Here is a 17,728-nt window from a genome sequence, read left to right as displayed (position 1 = left end):
CAGGGGCTTTCAGACGACGACAGACTTACTCGTCGTCGTCGAAGTTGTAACTGCCCGGCGCGAGGTTTTCGAAGCGCGTGTACTTGCCGATGAAGGCCAGGCGGATAAAGCCGATCGGGCCGTTCCGCTGTTTGCCGATGATGATTTCGGCGATGCCCTTGTGCTCGGTTTCCGGGTGATACACCTCGTCCCGGTACACGAACATGATCACGTCGGCGTCCTGCTCGATCGCTCCGGATTCCCGCAAGTCGGAGTTCACCGGGCGCTTGTTGGGACGTTGTTCCAGGGAGCGGTTGAGCTGCGACAGCGCGACCACCGGGCAGTTGAATTCCTTGGCCAGGGCTTTCAGGGATCGGGAGATCTCGGAAATCTCGTTGGTCCGGTTGTCACCGCTGGAGCCTGGGATCTGCATCAGCTGCAGGTAGTCGATCATGATCAGGCCGATGTCACCGTGCTCGCGCACCAGACGCCGGGTCCGCGCACGCATCTCCGACGGGCTGATGCCGGCGGTGTCATCGATGAACAGCTTGCGGTCGTTGAGCAGGTTGACCGCCGAGGTCAGGCGCGGCCAGTCGTCGTCTTCCAGCTGGCCGGAACGCACCTTGGTCTGGTCGATACGACCAAGGGACGACAGCATACGCATGATCAGCGATTCGCCTGGCATCTCGAGGGAGTACACCAGCACCGCCTTGTCGCTGCGCAGTACGGCGTTTTCCACCAGGTTCATCGCAAAGGTGGTCTTACCCATCGACGGACGACCGGCGACGATGATCAGGTCGGCCGGTTGCAGGCCGCTGGTCTTCTCGTCGAGGTCGGTGTAGCCGGTGGACAGGCCAGTGATCGCGTCGGCGGTGTTGAACAGGGTGTCGATGCGGTCGATGGCCTTGGTCAGCAGTTCGTTGACCCCCACCGGGCCGCCGGTTTTTGGCCGGGCTTCGGCAATCGCGAAGATCTGCCGCTCGGCTTCGTCGAGGATTTCCTCGGCGGTGCGGCCTTCGGGATTGAAGGCGCTGTCGGCAATTTCCGTGCTGATGCCGATCAACTGGCGCAACGTCGCACGCTGGCGGACGATCTGCGCATAGGCCTTGATGTTGGCGACGGACGGCGTGTTTTTCGCCAGTTCGCCGAGGTAACCGAGGCCGCCGACCTGGGAGGTCTGACCTTCCTTGTCCAGTTGCTCGGCCAGGGTCACGACGTCGATCGGCGAGTTCTGATCGGCCAGTTTGGCAATCGCACGGAATATCAGACGGTGGTCATGCCGGTAGAAATCGCCGTCGGAGACTTGATCGAGCACGCGTTCCCAAGCGTTGTTGTCCAGCATCAGACCACCGAGTACGGCCTGTTCGGCCTCGATGGAATGCGGCGGCACCTTCAGCGCAGCGGTTTGCAGATCGTATTGCTCGGGAGCGGAAATTTCGTTCATGGCCACTTTTTAATCAGGAAAAGCAGGGAATGCAGAAAGACAAAGGGCACGACCTGTAAACAGGATCGTGCCCGATGTTAACCGTCTGACGGACAAGCCGCCAGCCGATCAGGTGTTGCTTAGGCTGCTACCACGACAACGCGTACGGTGGCTTCAACTTCGGCGTGCAGGTGCACAGCCACGTCGAATTCACCCACGTTGCGGATGGTGCCGTTCGGCAGACGAACTTCGCTTTTCGCCACTTCAACGCCGGAGGCGGTCAGTGCGTCAGCGATGTCGTGAGTACCGATCGAACCGAACAGCTTGCCTTCGTCGCCAGCGGTGGCAGTGATGGTCACTTCCAGCTCGGCCAGTTGGGCAGCACGGCTTTCAGCCGATGCTTTACGGTCTGCGGCGGCTTTTTCCAGCTCAGCGCGACGCTCTTCGAACGCAGCCAGGTTGGCAGCGGTCGCAGCGGTGGCTTTGCCGAAAGGCAGCAGGTAGTTACGGCCGTAACCGGCCTTAACGTTTACTTTGTCGCCCAGGTTGCCCAGGTTGGCGATTTTTTCCAGAAGGATCAGTTGCATGTGGAAATCCTCTTAACTTTTAACCTTCACCGTTCGCGTTATCGGTGCCTTTCGACACCCGACCGCGAAAATCAATCAGGCTGTCGACAATGGCCAGAACCACGAGCAACGGATAGATCAGCTGCATGAACAGCAACAGCGTCACGTACAACCCCACCAGCCAGAAACCGGCCAGTCGCCTTTGCGCCACCAGCCCGTGAATCAGGGCCAGCCCGGCGAACACCAGCGGTACACTGCACAACGGCGTCAACATGGCCATCTGTGCACCGAGATTCGGGCCCAGAAGCATCAACGCCAGCAGCAACATCGCCGGCCCCAGCGGGATCCGGATGGCGCGAAACTCGCGACCAAAACCACCCGGGTTGTACAACAACGCCTGCCAGTAACGCCCGACAATCAGGCTCAGCACGCTGACGATCTGCAACAAGGCCGCAATCAGGCCGGTCAGGACCGGTGCGATCAGCGACGCGAAACGCGCCTGCTCGTCTACCGACAATTGTTGGTAGGCATCACCGAGAAGCGCGGGCATGACCTTAACCAAGGCCTGCGCCAGCATCTCGATCTGGGGCGCAAACGCCGCCCCGAGCACCACTGAAAACACCAGCCCCATGGCTACGCTGACCAGCAGCGTACGGACCCAGGACTCGCTTGCGCGCAACACCAGCGCAAGCCCCGAAGACCCCAGCAGCACCAGAAGTGCCCGTGGGTCATCGGCATACAACCACCAGATCAATGCCGGCAGCAGTCCCAGCGACACGACACCAAGGGCGTCGGCCAATCCGCGCCGCAGAAGCACCAGGCTCCCGGCGGCAGCACCCAACCAATACAACAACGGCAATGTTGCACACCCGGCCACTACAAGAGTGGCCTGCATACGGCCGCGCATGATGAACTCAGCTAAGGCACGCATGCATTCAATCCTTTGCTACTTGTCGACTGCCCGGTCTCAGCGGCCGTGGCTGTCGGTGTAGGCCAGCAGGGCCAGGAAGCGGGCGCGCTTGATAGCGGTGGCCAGCTGACGCTGATAACGAGCTTTGGTACCGGTGATGCGGCTTGGAACGATTTTGCCGGTCTCGGATACGTAAGCTTTCAGAGTGTTGAGATCTTTGTAGTCGATCTCCTTCACGTCTTCAGCGGTGAAGCGGCAGAATTTACGACGACGGAAGAAACGTGCCATTTGATAGGCTCCTTAAAAGGTCCGTGGATTACTCGTCAGCGTTATCGCTGTTGTCGCTGTCGCTATCGCTGTCATCGCCATCGGCGCTGCCATCGTGCTCAGGACGTTCGCGACGCTCACGGCGCTCACTGCGGTTTTCTTCAGCCTTGAGCATCTCGGACTGGCCGGTAACGGCTTCGTCGCGACGGATGACCAGGTTACGGATCACAGCATCGTTGTAGCGGAAGTTGTCTTCCAGCTCGGCCAGGGCCTTGCCGGTGCACTCAACGTTCAGCATCACGTAGTGAGCCTTGTGAACATTGTTGATTGCGTAGGCCAGTTGACGACGGCCCCAGTCTTCCAGACGGTGGATTTTGCCGCCGTCTTCTTCGATCAGCTTGGTGTAACGCTCAACCATGCCGCCGACTTGCTCGCTCTGGTCAGGGTGGACCAGAAAGATGATTTCGTAATGACGCATGAATGCTCCTTACGGGTTGTAGCCTGCCGCTCAAAAACGGTCAGACAAGGAGTGAATGACACTTATGGACTTGCTGGCGCGGGGCACATGCATGCCTGCCGCCACAGCAAGGGGCGCAATTGTAGAGAAGGGACTGAAGAGGCGCAAGGCAATTGGTGATTATTTGAACAGTCACCAAAATTTTGCCCCGCCATAAAACGCTGTGGGAGCGAGCTTGGTCGCGAAGGGGATATATCAGGCAACATTTTTGTCGACTGACACTCCGCTTTCGCGAGCAAGCCCGCTCCCACATTTGAATCGGCGTGAGGCTTAAGCCTTTTTAGGCGCCTTGGCCTTGGCACCGCGCTGACGCTGGGCCTCGAACAGACACACACCGGTCGCAACCGACACGTTGAGACTGCTGACGCTACCGGCCATCGGCAGGTGCACCAGGTAATCGCAATGCTCACGGGTCAGGCGACGCATGCCCTTGCCTTCGGCGCCCATGATCAGGATGGTCGGGCCGGTCAGGTCCTGGTCATAAATGCTGACCTCGGCCTCTCCCGCTGTGCCGACAACCCACAGACCACGCTGCTGTAGCTTTTCCAGGGTGCGTGCAAGGTTGGTCACGGCCACCAGCGGAATCACTTCCGCCGCGCCGCAAGCCACTTTACGCACCACAGGGGTCAGGGTGGCCGACTTGTCTTTTGGCACGATGACCGCCAGCGCACCGGCAGCATCTGCCGAACGCAGGCAGGCGCCGAGGTTGTGCGGATCGGTCACGCCGTCGAGCACCAGCAACAGCGGCGCGCCTTCGGTGCGATCGAGCAGCTCGTCGAGCATCGCTTCGCCCCAGACCTGGCTCGGACTGACGTCCGCCACCACGCCCTGGTGCACGCCTTCGACCCAGGCGTCCATTTCACGGCGCTCGGCCTGACCGATCTGAACCCGGTTTTCGTTGGCCAGCTCGATCAGCGTCTGCACCCGCGGATCGTTGCGGCTTTCGGCCAGCCAGATCTGCTTGACGCGTTTAGGGTGGTGACGCAGCAACGCTTCTACCGCGTGAACGCCGTAGATTTTTTCCAACTGACTCATGACTTCGCCTTCGGTTTACGCGCCCCGCCACTTTTGGCTGGAGCGGAACCCGCTTTTGGCGGGCCTTTACGGTGTTTGCTCGGTTTGGCTGGCTTGCCGCCGGAGGCCTTTTCAGGCGCCGACCGTCCGGTCTTTCCCCCGGACGCCGCTTTACCACCGTTTTTGGCGTCGGCCAGCAAGGCCTTCTTCATTTCACGGCTTTTGCGCAGCTCGGCGTTTTTCGCCACGGCATCGCTCGGGCGATAAGCCTCGGCCACCTTTTCCTTGGCCGGACGACGGCTGGCGGTTTTTGCCGGAGCCTTCTCTTCCACAACCTTGGCCGCTGGAGCGGTCGACTCGGCGCCACGCTTCTTGCGGCCGATCGGCGCGCTGATGGTTTTTTCCGCCATCTCGAAGTCGATCTTGCGCTCGTCGAGATCGACACGCATGACGCGCACTTCAACAGTATCGCCAAGACGGAAGCTGCGACCGGTGCGCTCGCCCGCCAGGCGGTGATGCACAGGGTCGAAGTGGTAGTAATCGCCCGGCAGCGCGGTAACGTGGACCAGACCTTCGACGTAAATATCGGTCAGCTCGACGAACAGGCCAAAACCGGTCACGGCAGTGATCACACCCGGGAACGATTCGCCCACACGGTCTTTCATGAACTCGCACTTGAGCCAGTTCACCACGTCGCGGGTCGCTTCGTCGGCACGGCGCTCGCTCATCGAGCACTGCTCGCCGAGTTGTTCCAGCGCTGCTTCGTCGTACGGATAGATGCGCGCCTTCGGAATGGTCATCGCACCGGCACGGCGAACGTGCGGGGTGTCCTGTTTCGAATGGATCACGCTGCGGATCGCCCGGTGCGTGAGCAGGTCCGGGTAACGACGGATCGGCGAGGTGAAGTGGGTATAGGCTTCGTAATTCAGGCCGAAGTGACCTTCGTTCTGGGCGCTGTACACCGCCTGGCTCAGGGAGCGCAGCATCACGGTCTGGATCAGGTGGAAATCCGGACGGTCCTTGATGCTGGCCAACAGGGCCTGATAGTCCTTCGGCGATGGGCCATCCTTGCCTTTGTGCAGGGACAGACCGAGCTCACCCAAGAACGCACGCAGTTTTTCCAGACGCTCCGGTGGCGGGCCGTCGTGGACGCGGTACAGCGCAGGGATTTCGTGCTTCTTCAGGAATTCGGCGGTGGCCACGTTGGCCGCCAGCATGCATTCCTCGATCAGCTTGTGCGCGTCGTTACGGGTAGTCGGACGGATTTCCGCAATCTTGCGCTCGGAACCGAAGATGATCCGGGTTTCCTGCGTTTCGAAATCGATCGCGCCACGCACGTGACGGGCAGCCAGCAATACCTTGTACAGCGCGTAAAGCTGCTTGAGGTGCGGCAAGACGTCGGTGTATTCACCGCGCAGCTTGCGCCCTTCGGTAGCCTTCGGCGTTTCCAGCATCGCGCTGACCTTGTTGTAGGTCAGACGGGCGTGGGAATGGATCACCGCCTCATAGAAGCAGTAGTCGGTCATTTCGCCGGACTTGGAGATGGTCATCTCGCAAACCATGGCCAGACGATCAACGTGCGGGTTCAGCGAGCACAGGCCGTTGGAGAGTTGCTCGGGCAGCATCGGCACCACGCGCTCGGGGAAGTACACCGAGTTGCCGCGAACCTGGGCTTCGTTGTCCAGAGCCGAACCGATCTTCACGTAGCTGGAAACGTCGGCAATCGCCACGTACAACTTCCAGCCACCGGAGAACAGGCGCAGCTTGCCTGGCTTGACTTCGCAGTAGACCGCGTCGTCGAAGTCGCGGGCATCTTCGCCGTCAATGGTGACGAACGGCAGATGGCGCAGATCGACGCGCTTCTCTTTGTCTTTCTCTTCGACTTCCGGCTTGAGCTTGCCGGCTTCCTTCAGAACGGCTTCAGGCCAGACGTGCGGAATGTCGTAGGTGCGCAGGGCGACATCGATTTCCATGCCCGGCGCCATGTAGTTGCCAACCACTTCGATCACGTCGCCTTGCGGCTGGAAGCGCGGAGTCGGCCAGTGGGTGATTTTCACCTCGACGAACTGACCGATCTGGGCGTTGGCGTTGCGGCCCGGGGTGACCAGCACTTCCTGCTGGATTTTCGGATTGTCCGCGACGACGAAGCCGATACCGCCTTCTTCGAAGTAGCGGCCGACGATGCTTTCGTGGGCACGGGACACCACCTCAACGATCACGCCTTCGCGACGACCGCGACGATCCAGACCGGAAACACGGGCCAGTGCACGGTCGCCGTCGAACACCAGACGCATTTGCGCCGGGCTCATGAACAGGTCGTCGGAACCGTCATCCGGCACCAGGAAGCCGAAGCCGTCGCGGTGACCACTGATGCGACCGAGGATCAGATCGAGCTTGTCCACCGGCGCATACGTGCCACGGCGGGTATAGATCAGTTGAGCGTCGCGCTCCATGGCGCGCAGGCGGCGGCGCAGGGCTTCGATCTGGTCTTCTGTGGTCAGACCAAACTCTTCGACCAGTTGCTCGCGGGCAGCAGGCGAACCCCGATCAGCAAGGTGCTGAAGGATCAGTTCGCGGCTGGGAATAGGGTTTTCATATTTTTCCGCTTCACGAGCGGCCTCGGGATCGAGGGACTGCCAATCGGCCATTAGAGAGTTTTCACCTTGTCTATATGCGGGTTAGTTTGGCATAGGCGCCATCAAACGGGAAATTTCCGACTATATAAGGCGCGTCTGGAGCCTTGTATCGACGCCCGGAGGGCGTTTTGAACACCGCTGGTAAAAAAAATCATTTTTTTTGCTGGCAGGGGTTTACAGTTAAAAAGGCGCTCCGTATAGTGCGCGCCATCGACGACGTACACACGTTGACGAGATGCCCAGGTGGTGAAATTGGTAGACACGCCAGCTTCAGGTGCTGGTGACCTTACGGTCGTGGAAGTTCGAGTCTTCTCCTGGGCACCAATTTCGAGTTTGAGACTAGATCAGTTTCAAGACTCACACAAAAACCCGCGAAAGCGGGTTTTTTGCATTCTGCGTCCCGCTTTTTTTCTGAAATTGATTTATTAAAATCAAATCAGGGGTTTACAGATCAAAAGGCGCTCCGTATAGTGCGCCACATCAACAGCGGCAACGCTGAAGATGAAGCCCAGATGGTGAAATTGGTAGACACGCCAGCTTCAGGTGCTGGTGACCTTACGGTCGTGGAAGTTCGAGTCTTCTTCTGGGCACCAATTCAAATTCAAGGTCACGATCTTGAATCTCACAAAAACCCGCGAAAGCGGGTTTTTGCGTTTCCGGGGTTTGGAAAAGTCTGAGCCCCAACGCCTACCAGACCCACTGCCTCCCCGCAAGGCGCACTTGAGAAACAATATCGTTTATCATTGTTGCAAGTTTTTGCAATGCGACAGTGAGGAACCCTGCGAATGATGTTTCGAAATACCCTGCGCCGCGGCTTGACCTTCACCCTGCTCGGCCTGGCACTCGCCACTCCCCTCACCCAGGCTGCCGACGCGGTTTCCCTGACTCTCTACAACGGTCAACACAAGGAAGTCGGCGACGCAATCGCCAAAGCCTTCGAAGCCAAGACCGGCATTCACGTCAACGTGCGCAAGGGCAGCAGCAATCAGCTGGCCAGCCAGATCATCGAAGAAGGCGACCGCTCCCCTGCCGACGTCATCTACACCGAAGAATCCCCGCCGCTGAACAACCTCGGCGAGCAGGGCCTGCTGGCCAAGGCCGACGACGCGACCCTGGCCGTTCTGCCGAAAGAATACGTGGCCGGCAACGGCACCTGGATTGGCGTCACCGCCCGGGTTCGCGTGGTGGCCTTCAACCCGAAACTGATCGACGAAAAGGACCTGCCGAAATCGGTGCTGGATTTCGCCGACCCGCAGTGGCAAGGCAAGGTCGGTTTCGTACCGACCAGCGGCGCGTTCCAGGAACAGGCCGTGGCCATCATCAAGAAGCATGGTCGCGACGCCGCTGAAGAATGGCTGACCGGCCTGCGCGCCTTCGGCAAGACCTACAGCAACAACATGGTCGCCCTCAAGGCTGTGGAAAACGGCGAAGTCGCCACCGTGCTGGTGAACAACTATTACTGGTTCGCCCTGCAACGGGAAAAAGGCCAGCTTGATTCCAAACTGCATTACTTCACCGGCGGTGACGTTGGCGGTCTGATCACCGTTTCCAGCGCAGCGGTGCTGAAATCCAGCAAACATCCAAAAGAAGCCCAGCAATTCCTCGCCTACATGGCCAGCGAAGAAGGCCAGCGCGTGATCACCCAGACCACCGCCGAATACCCGCTGCACAAAGGGATGGAATCGGATCGCGGCCTCAAGCCATTCAGTGAACTGGAAGCACCGGACGTCACGCCGGCCGATCTCGGTAACGCCGAAGAAGCGCTGGATCTGGAACGCGAAGTTGGCCTGAACTGATGACCGCATCGTTATCCGCCCCCGCTACACGCGGGGGGTACGTGCCACGGCGCAAACGGCCGTCGATCTGGCTGGTGCTGCCGGTGTTGTTACTGGTGGTCATGAGCCTGTTGCCGCTGGCCTACGTCGGGCTCAAAGCCTGGCAAGCAGGCTGGTCCGAGGCGCTGCACTTGCTCTGGCGCCCGTATGTATTCGGCCTGCTGCGCAATACGCTGGCGCTGATGATTGGCGTGACCGTGACCTGTGGCGTGATCGGCCTGTCGCTGGCGTGGTTGCTGGAACGCAGCAATCTGCCGGGGCGACGGCTGTGGGGTGTGATTCTTTGCCTGCCGTTCGCGGTGCCGGCGTTTGTCAGCAGCTTCACTTGGGTTTCGCTCAGTGCGCAGTTCGAAGGACTTGGCGGGGCAATCCTGGTGATGAGCCTGTCGAAGTACCCGCTGATCTTTCTGCCGGTGGCCGCCACACTGCGCAATCTTGACCCCTCCCTTGAAGAATCGGCACGGACGCTGGGCCAGAATCGCTGGGGCGTGTTTTTCCGCGTCACCCTGCCCCTGCTCTGGCCTTCGCTGCTGGCCGGTTCTTTGCTGATCGCGCTGCACATGCTGGTGGAATTCGGCGCACTGTCGATCATTGGCCTGCAAACCTTCACCACCGCGATCTATCAGCAGTTCGAACTGGAATTCAGCAATGCCAATGCGGCGATGCTGTCAGCGGTATTGCTGGCGCTGTGCTTGATGCTGTTGTGGCTGGAGCTCCGCGTGCGCGGCAAGGGCCGTCATGTGCGCACCGGCCAGGGCGCGGCGCGGCGGGCTGAACAAGTGCGACTCGGGCCGTGGACGGTCGCCGGTCAGTTGTATTGCCTGATGCTGGCGATTGTCGGCAGCGGGATTCCGCTGGGGATGCTGGCTTACTGGCTCGCCGTGGGATCGTCAGCAGCCTTTCCGGTGGCCGCAATCACCGAAGCATTGCTGTCGTCGCTGGCACTATCGCTGGGTGGCGCGGGATTGTGTCTGGTGCTGGCGGTGCCGATCGGGTTGCTGGTGGTGCGCTATAAAGGCCAACTGGCGATCTGGGCCGAGCGCCTGCCCTATCTGCTGCACGCCCTGCCGGGATTGGTGATCGCCCTGACGCTGGTGTATTTCGCCCTGCATTACGTGCCGGCGCTGTACCAGACCTCCGCGCTGTTGCTGATCGCCTACGCGCTGCTGTTTCTGCCGCTCGCTCAGGCGCCGATCCGCACGGCGCTGAACAAGGCCGCACCGCAACTCGAAGAAGCCGCCCGCACTCTGGGTGCATCTTCGTTCATGGCGTTCTGCCGAGTGACCTTGCCGATCATCTTCCCGGCACTGGGCGCGGCGTTTGCGCTGGTGTTTCTGGATGCCATGAAGGAACTGACAGCGACGTTGCTGCTGAGTCCGACGGGGCTCAACACATTGGCGACCGAAGTCTGGGCCCACACCGCGAATGTCGAGTTCGCAGCCGCAGCGCCTTATGCGGCGTTGTTGATTGTGGTGTCCGGATTGCCCGTCTACCTGCTGACGACCCGGATGTATTTGAGTCGATAAAAAAATCGCAGCCGAGGCTGCGATTTTTTTTGCCTGTCACATCAAGCCCGGAATTGCCCCAGACTGGCCTTGAGCTGCGCCGCCAGACCGTCCAGCACCTTGCCGCTGGCCGTGGTCTCGACCACCGCCTGAGCGGCTTTCTCGGCCTGGGCATGAATCGTCTCGACCCGCCCACGCACGGCCTGCGCGCCTTGCGCCTGATGCGCCGCAGCCTGAGTCGCCAGACCAATCGCCGCATGCACCTGCTCGACCGATGCCTGCACCGACTGCTGCAGCCGCGCGCTGTCTCGCAGCACCAGCAAACCTTCGCTGGCCTGACGCCCGGCCTGGCCGATCGCCTCGACCGCTTCACGGGCACCCTGCTGCAAGGCCACGATGTGCGCCTGAATGTCGCCGGTGGAGCTTTGGGTCTTGCTCGCCAACGCGCGGACTTCATCCGCCACCACCGCAAACCCGCGACCGGTCTCGCCGGCTCGGGCCGCTTCGATGGCGGCATTGAGCGCCAGCAGGTTGGTCTGCTCGGCGATGCCGTGGATCACCGTCAGCACCACTTCGATCTGCTCGCTCTGCTGCGCCAGCCGTTCGATGACTTTCGCCCCGGTATCGACCTGCCCCGCCAGCGCCTCGATCAGGCTGCCAACCTTCGCCGAGGTGCGAGTGTTCTCGTCGGTGGCCTGGCGAATATCCACCACCTGCTTCAACGCAGCCTGCATCGCATGACTTTCCGATTGCGCTTCGTCGGCCATTTGCGAAAGCGCCCGCAGACTCTCGGCCACTTCATCACGTTGCATCCCGGCCGCCGCATCGGCACCGGCGTTGCGCAGGGTCATGGCGCCGATTTCCACACCGGTACGCTGAGCCACATCCCCGGCCTCGCGCACGATCGGCTGCAACTTGTCCACAAAGCGGTTGACCGCCGACGCCATGTCGCCAATTTCGTCCTTGCTGTTGATCTGCACGCGCTTGGTCAGATCGCCCTCGCCCGCTGCCAGATCATCCATGGCGACGTTGAGCATTTTCAGGCGATTGACCACTCGATGACCGAGCACCACCGCCAGCAGCAACAGCACCCCGGCACCGACCAGCGCCAGGCCCATGCCGATACGCCAGCGCAGAGTTGCCGCTGCGTCCTGTACGGTACTGGTGGTGTTGGCCTTCATTTCGGCAGCCGTGGATTGCGCCGATTGCAGGCGCGCACGCATGGCGGTGGCACTGTCGGCAGCGGCGCCCTTGAGGCTGTCGCCAACCAGTTGATCGCTGCTGGCAATCAACGCCGTGAAGCGCTGATCGAGCGCCGCCAGATCGGTTTCAACCGAGGCGGTCGAGACCCCCATCAGCACCTTGCCGATTTCCACGCCGTTAGGGTTGATCGAGGCTTCGAGGTAGTAGACCGACGGATCGCTCTTCGCCGCATCCAGCACCTTGTCCAGCGCCCGTTCACCCTGGCCCTTTTCCAAAAGGGCCTTGTTGATCGGGTTTTCGCGGTTGAGGTAGCGGGTCAGATGCTGGCCGGTGGCATCGTCATACACCACGAACAGCACGTTGGGATTGCGCTGGGCCCGGCGGGCGAATTCGGACAGGGTCGGTACGTCGCTGTCCCACATGGCGCGAGGCGCCACCGAGGCCAGCAACTGAGCCATGTCATTGGCCGAATCCTTCAGGTCTTTTTCCAGAGTCGCGCGCAGCTGCGCCTGCTCTTCCTTCAGACGCGAGGAAAGACCGGCGGTCAGACGCTGACGGGTACTTGAGGACAGGTTGTCGAGACTCGACGTGACTTCACGCCCGGCCTGCTCCAGCTCTGCGGAGAGCTTCTGGCTATCGGCGCCCAGGCGAGTGCCGAGATCGGCTTCAAGCGCAGTGACGGTGCTCCGCGTCAGGGCGACCGCCACCAGCACTTGCACCAAAAGGGCGATACCAAGGGTAACGAACACAGGCCGCAACAGACGGCTTTGTAACAGTGAGAGAACGGCTGACACTTTGAATCCCTCTACTTCTGACGCCATTAATTTGATGGCACTCTTGTAGACAGAATCACAGCAAAGGTCATGCCGTCCAACAGGCATAAACGACAAAGGCCCCGATGAAGGGGCCTTTGTGTTTTTACATCAACGACTTATCAAGCGAACGGATGACGCAGAACGATGGTTTCGTTGCGGTCCGGACCCGTCGAAATAATGTCGATCGGCGCGCCGATCAGCTCTTCAACGCGTTTGATGTAGGCACGAGCGTTAGCCGGCAGCTCTTCCAGGGTTTTGGCGCCCACGGTCGATTCGGTCCAGCCCGGCACTTCTTCGTACACAGGCTGCAGGCCTACGTAGCTGTCAGCGTCAGTCGGGGCAACGGCGTTGCCTTGTGCATCTTTGTAGCCAACGCAGATGTTGATGGTTTCCAGGCCGTCGAGTACGTCCAGCTTGGTCAGGCAGATGCCCGAGATGCTGTTCACATCGATAGCGCGACGCAGGATAACGGCGTCGAACCAGCCGCAACGACGGGCACGGCCGGTAGTAGCACCGAATTCGTGACCTTGCTTGGCCAGGTGCGCACCGACTTCGTCGAACAGCTCGGTCGGGAATGGACCCGAACCTACGCGAGTGGTGTAGGCCTTGGTGATGCCCAGGATGTAGTCCAGGAACATCGGGCCAACGCCCGAACCGGTCGCCACGCCACCAGCGGTGGTGTTGGAGCTGGTCACATACGGGTAGGTACCGTGGTCGATGTCGAGCAACGAACCCTGGGCGCCTTCGAACATGATGTCCTTGCCCGCGCGGCGCAGGTCGTGCAGCTCGGCAGTCACGTCCAGCATCAGCGGCTTGAGCAGCTCGGCGTATTCCTTGCACTCGGCCAGGGTCTTTTCGAACTCGATGGCGGGCTCTTTGTAGTAACCGACCAGCATGAAGTTGTGGTAGTCCACCAGTTCACGCAGCTTGTCTTCGAAGCGCGGCATGTTGAGCAGATCGCCGACACGCAGGCCGCGACGCGCAACCTTGTCTTCGTAAGCCGGGCCGATGCCGCGACCGGTCGTACCGATCTTCAGCTCGCCACGGGCCTTTTCACGGGCCTGGTCCAGCGCCACGTGGAAGGACAGGATCAGCGGGCAGGAAGGGCTGATACGCAGGCGCTCGCGCACCGGTACGCCTTTCTCTTCCAGCTTGGTGATCTCGCGCAGCAGGGCGTCAGGTGCAACCACCACGCCGTTGCCGATCAGGCACTGCACGCCTTCGCGCAGCACGCCCGACGGGATCAGGTGCAAGACGGTTTTTTCACCGTCGATCACCAGAGTGTGACCGGCGTTGTGGCCACCCTGGTAGCGCACTACGGCGGCAGCATGTTCGGTCAGCAGATCAACGATCTTGCCTTTGCCCTCATCACCCCACTGGGTGCCCAGGACTACGACATTCTTACCCATAACACTTGTCCTCATTCGCGCAAACTTGGTGCCGGCGGTGGCCGGCAGGAAAACTCAAGAAGCCAGTGGCGATACTTGCCAAAGCCCGTTCTGCTGGATCAATTGCCGGTCGCAGTCCGCATCACGGGCGGCGGCCAAAGGTTGTCCAGGCAATGCCTGAACGACACGCTGACCCTCACTGCGCAACTGGCAAACCTGCTGCCAGAGTGCCGCATCCGTACTGTCAGGCATCCAGATACCGCCAGACGGTAGCTCGATCTCAGCACGCCCCAGGGTCACCAGGGTTTTCAAATCGGTGGAGAAGCCGGTGGCCGGACGGGCACGACCGAAGTCGGCGCCGATGTCGTCGTAGCGACCGCCCTGGGCGATGGACTGGCCAACACCCGGCACGAACACCGCGAACACCACACCGGTGTGGTAGTGATAACCGCGCAGCTCGCCCAGGTCGAAGTACAGCGGCAGCTCCGGGAAGCGCGCCGACAGACGCTCGGCGATCGCCAGCAAATCTTCCAGCGCCGCCAGTACCGGCGCCGGCGCATTGGCCAGACGCTCGCGGGCAGCGGTCAGCACTTCACGGCCGCCACACAGGTCGACCAGCGCGCGCAGCATGCCGGACAGATCGGCCGGCAGGCCTTCGGTCAAGGTAATGACCTCATCGATGGCCTTGCGTTGCAACGCATCGAACAACTGCTGTTCGACTTCACCCGACAGACCGGCCGCCTGGGCCAGACCGCGGTAGATGCCGACATGTCCCAGGTCCATGTGCACGTCCGGCACGTCGGCCAGTTGCAGCATGGCCAGCATCAGGCTGATGACTTCGACGTCGCTGCTCGGGCTGGCATCGCCGTACAACTCGGCGCCCAGCTGGATCGGGCTGCGCGAGGACGACAAGGCACGCGGCTGGGCATGCAGCACGCTGCCGGCGTAGCACAGACGGCTCGGGCCTTCGCGACGCAGGGTGTGCGCATCGATGCGCGCCACTTGCGGCGTGATGTCGGCACGGAAACCCATCTGCCGGCCCGATTGCGGGTCGATGACCTTGAAGGTACGCAGATCCAGGTCCTGGCCCGCGCCGGTCAGCAGGGATTCCAGGTACTCGATATGGGGAGTCACGACAAACTCGTAACCCCAGCTCTGGAACAGATCCAACACCTGACGACGCGCGACTTCAATGCGCGCCGCTTCCGGTGGCAGTACTTCTTCGATGCCATCTGGCAGCAGCCAGCGGTCTACCGTTGCCATTACGCCATTCCCCTTAGATCCGGGCGGCCAGCCCGAGGGCGAGCCTTGAGTGAAGCAGAAAATGACCGGCCCGTTCAAAACGCACGCGCATGAACGACGCGGCGAAAGGCCTGTTACCGGCTTCGCCCATCACTTTCCTCGAAAAACTGTCGGGTCATTCAACCCGATCTTCTGCAACAAAAACAGCAATCAAACATGCAGACGCAAAAAAGCCGGGAATTTCCCGGCTGCCGCATCATACACACGTTTTCCCAAAGGATCACCCCGCCCGAGGTTTTAGCCGCCGGGCGGAATGATTCAGGTCAACGTCGTATCAAGGCTTGGCCTTCTCCAGATACTTGAAGAAGTCACTGCTTGGGTCGAGGACCATGACGTCGGATTTGTTCGCGAAGCTTTCACGGTAGGCACGCAGGCTACGGTAGAACGCGTAGAAATCCTGATCCTGACCGTAGGCCTTGGAGTAGATCGCAGCGGCCTGGGCGTCGCCGTCACCGCGAACCTCTTCGGATTCACGATAGGCTTCAGCCAGCAGCACGCGGCGTTGACGATCGGCGTCGGCACGGATGCCTTCGGCCAGCTCGTTACCCTTGGCGCGGTGCTCGCGAGCTTCACGCTCACGCTCGGTGCTCATACGTTCGAACACGCTGCGGTTCACTTCTTTCGGCAGATCGATGGCCTTGACCCGGACATCGACCACTTCGATACCCAACTCCTTTTCCGCCATCTTGTTCAGCGATGCGGTGATGTCAGCCATCAGCGCATCGCGCTCACCCGACACGACTTCATGCAGGGTGCGCTTACCGAACTGGTCACGCAGGCCGGACTCCAGACGACGGGACAGACGCTCGTCGGCAATCTGCTTGAGGCCGGAAGTTGCGGTGTAGAAGCGCTCGGCATCTTTCACGCGCCACTTGGCGTAGGCATCGACCATCACGGCTTTCTTTTCCAGCGTCAGGAAACGCTGTGTCGGCGCATCCAGCGTCATCAGACGTGCGTCGAATTTACGCACCTGGTTAACGTATGGGACTTTCACATGCAGACCCGGCTGAACGTCAGCCTGGACCACGCGACCGAATTGCAGCAACACCGCGCGCTCGGTCTGAGCGACGATGTAGAAGCAGTTCCAGGCAGCGATCGCCACGACAACGCCGACAATAAGGGCGATCAGCGATTTATTGCTCATCAGCGACTCTCCCTGGTACGCGCCTGCTGTTGCTGCAGATCAGCTGCGGCACGTGCATTGGCTTCATTGCTGGTGGCTGCCGCACTGCTCACCGGAGCGCTGGTGTTGCGACCACTTTCGACCATCTTGTCCAGCGGCAGGTACAGCAGGTTGCTCTGGCCGTTCTTGTTGCCGGTCACGAGTACCTTGCTGGTATTGCTGAAAACTTCCTGCATGGTGTCCAGATACAGACGCTCACGGGTGACTTCCGGCGCCTTGCGATACTCGGCGACCAGCTTGGTGAAGCGATCCGCCTCACCCTTGGCGCGCGAGACCGTTTCATCACGGTAACCGTTGGCATCTTCGAGGATGCGCTGGGCCTGACCACGGGCTTCCGGCACTACGCCATTGGCGTAGGTTTCAGCCTGGTTGCGCGAACGCTGCTCGTCTTCACGGGCGCGGATCACGTCATCGAAGGCTTCCTGCACTTCACGCGGTGCCGCTGCGCTCTGTACGTTGACCTGGGTGACGGTGATACCGGTGCGATAGGTATCGAGGAAACGTTGCAGACGCTCCTTGATCTCGCTGGCCATCAGCTCACGACCTTCGGTCAGCACCTGGTCCATCGCGGTGGAACCCACCACATGGCGCAGCGCACTGTCGGTCGCGTGTTGCAGGCTGATTTCCGGCTGGTCGACGTTCAGCACGAAGTCCTGCAGGTTGCTGATCTTGTACTGCACGGTCAGCGGCACTTCGACGATGTTCTCGTCTTCGGTCAGCATCTGGCCCTGCTTGGTGTAGGCACGCTCACGCGTGACGTTCTCCATGTACTTCTTGTCGATCGGCGGGAAGTAGATGTTCAGGCCGGGACCGACAGTCTCGTAGTACTTGCCGAAGCGCAGCACCACGGCTTGCTCCTGCTCGTCCACGACGTACACCGCGCTGTACAGCCAGACGGCCGCCAGCACGACCAGGCCGATGCCGAGCAGGCCGCCGAAGCCGCCGCTCTTGCCCGAGCCACCACCGTCATCACCGCGTTTTTTTCCACCACCGAACAACCCGTTCAGGCTTTCCTGCAGCTTTCGGAAGGCCTCGTCGAGATCCGGCGGTCCCTTGCGGTCGCCGTTGTTGCGACGCTTGCCACCCCAAGGATCCTGATTGTTCGAGTTGCCACCCGGCTCATTCCAAGCCATAGCGCTCTCCATCTGATAAAGCAAAGACGCACCCACGGCGCGCCGACCAATG

Annotated in this window: 14 protein-coding genes and 2 tRNA genes; 4 read left to right on the top strand and 12 right to left on the bottom strand. The window is 60.8% G+C overall.

The window, feature by feature from the left end; translation table 11 throughout:
- Positions 1-25 precede the first annotated feature (25 nt).
- The 7 genes from dnaB to rnr all read right to left on the bottom strand — a co-directional run bounded on the left by dnaB (position 26) and on the right by rnr (position 7,324).
- Positions 26-1,423 carry a replicative DNA helicase gene (dnaB, locus tag KJY40_RS03765; protein WP_230735080.1) on the bottom strand — a complete coding sequence of 466 codons (1,398 nt, stop codon included), beginning with the start codon at positions 1,421-1,423 and terminating at the stop codon, positions 26-28.
- A 119-nt stretch (positions 1,424-1,542) separates the two neighbouring features.
- On the bottom strand, positions 1,543-1,989 hold the full coding sequence (rplI, locus tag KJY40_RS03760; protein ID WP_003186385.1) for a 50S ribosomal protein L9: 447 nt from the start codon (positions 1,987-1,989) through the stop codon (positions 1,543-1,545).
- 19 nt (positions 1,990-2,008) lie between these two features.
- On the bottom strand, positions 2,009-2,899 hold the full coding sequence (locus KJY40_RS03755) for a YybS family protein (protein ID WP_230735078.1): 891 nt from the start codon (positions 2,897-2,899) through the stop codon (positions 2,009-2,011).
- Positions 2,900-2,935: 36 nt separating this feature from the next.
- A complete protein-coding gene (rpsR, locus tag KJY40_RS03750) occupies positions 2,936-3,166 on the bottom strand; it encodes a 30S ribosomal protein S18 (protein ID WP_002551829.1) in 231 nt (76 codons plus the stop codon).
- 28 nt (positions 3,167-3,194) lie between these two features.
- Positions 3,195-3,623, bottom strand: coding sequence for a 30S ribosomal protein S6 (gene rpsF / locus KJY40_RS03745; protein WP_007950702.1), 429 nt, complete (start codon positions 3,621-3,623; stop codon positions 3,195-3,197).
- Positions 3,624-3,932: 309 nt separating this feature from the next.
- Positions 3,933-4,697 (bottom strand): 23S rRNA (guanosine(2251)-2'-O)-methyltransferase RlmB, encoded by a 765-nt coding sequence (rlmB, locus tag KJY40_RS03740; protein WP_230735076.1) that lies wholly within the window; start codon positions 4,695-4,697, stop codon positions 3,933-3,935.
- A complete protein-coding gene (gene rnr, locus KJY40_RS03735; RefSeq protein WP_230735075.1) occupies positions 4,694-7,324 on the bottom strand; it encodes a ribonuclease R in 2,631 nt (876 codons plus the stop codon). The genes rlmB and rnr overlap by 4 nt, the downstream gene beginning before the upstream one ends.
- Positions 7,325-7,549: 225 nt before the next feature.
- On the opposite strand from rnr, the gene KJY40_RS03730 reads away from it, so the two are divergent.
- From KJY40_RS03730 to KJY40_RS03715, 4 genes are all read left to right on the top strand, one after another.
- Positions 7,550-7,636 (top strand) — tRNA-Leu (locus tag KJY40_RS03730).
- A gap of 182 nt (positions 7,637-7,818) precedes the next feature.
- A tRNA-Leu gene (locus KJY40_RS03725) sits at positions 7,819-7,905 on the top strand.
- 192 nt (positions 7,906-8,097) lie between these two features.
- The gene (locus KJY40_RS03720; RefSeq protein WP_085685151.1) at positions 8,098-9,108 is read left to right on the top strand and encodes an iron ABC transporter substrate-binding protein; all 1,011 of its coding nucleotides are present in this window, start codon (positions 8,098-8,100) and stop codon (positions 9,106-9,108) included.
- The gene (locus KJY40_RS03715) at positions 9,108-10,673 is read left to right on the top strand and encodes an ABC transporter permease (RefSeq protein ID WP_230735073.1); all 1,566 of its coding nucleotides are present in this window, start codon (positions 9,108-9,110) and stop codon (positions 10,671-10,673) included. The genes KJY40_RS03720 and KJY40_RS03715 overlap by 1 nt, the downstream gene beginning before the upstream one ends.
- Positions 10,674-10,714: 41 nt before the next feature.
- Here KJY40_RS03715 and KJY40_RS03710 read toward each other — a convergent pair whose 3' ends face one another.
- The 5 genes from KJY40_RS03710 to hflK form a co-directional block, all read right to left on the bottom strand.
- A complete protein-coding gene (locus tag KJY40_RS03710; protein WP_230735071.1) occupies positions 10,715-12,649 on the bottom strand; it encodes a methyl-accepting chemotaxis protein in 1,935 nt (644 codons plus the stop codon).
- A 140-nt stretch (positions 12,650-12,789) separates the two neighbouring features.
- Positions 12,790-14,079 (bottom strand): adenylosuccinate synthase, encoded by a 1,290-nt coding sequence (locus KJY40_RS03705; RefSeq protein ID WP_027921980.1) that lies wholly within the window; start codon positions 14,077-14,079, stop codon positions 12,790-12,792.
- A gap of 54 nt (positions 14,080-14,133) precedes the next feature.
- Positions 14,134-15,321: an ATP phosphoribosyltransferase regulatory subunit gene (locus KJY40_RS03700; RefSeq protein ID WP_102686781.1), complete on the bottom strand. Its 1,188-nt coding sequence runs from the start codon at positions 15,319-15,321 to the stop codon at positions 14,134-14,136.
- A gap of 313 nt (positions 15,322-15,634) precedes the next feature.
- The gene (hflC, locus tag KJY40_RS03695) at positions 15,635-16,504 is read right to left on the bottom strand and encodes a protease modulator HflC (protein ID WP_085582889.1); all 870 of its coding nucleotides are present in this window, start codon (positions 16,502-16,504) and stop codon (positions 15,635-15,637) included.
- Positions 16,504-17,676, bottom strand: a complete 1,173-nt coding sequence (gene hflK / locus KJY40_RS03690; protein ID WP_230735069.1) for an FtsH protease activity modulator HflK — start codon at positions 17,674-17,676, stop codon at positions 16,504-16,506. Before hflK ends, hflC begins: the two co-directional genes overlap by 1 nt.
- Positions 17,677-17,728 lie beyond the last annotated feature (52 nt).

This window comes from Pseudomonas fitomaticsae, assembly GCF_021018765.1.
In the GTDB taxonomy this organism is placed as follows: Bacteria; Pseudomonadota; Gammaproteobacteria; order Pseudomonadales; family Pseudomonadaceae; genus Aquipseudomonas; species Aquipseudomonas fitomaticsae.
Note: the sequence above shows the minus strand (reverse complement) of the source record. Positions and strands in the feature narration are given on the sequence as shown.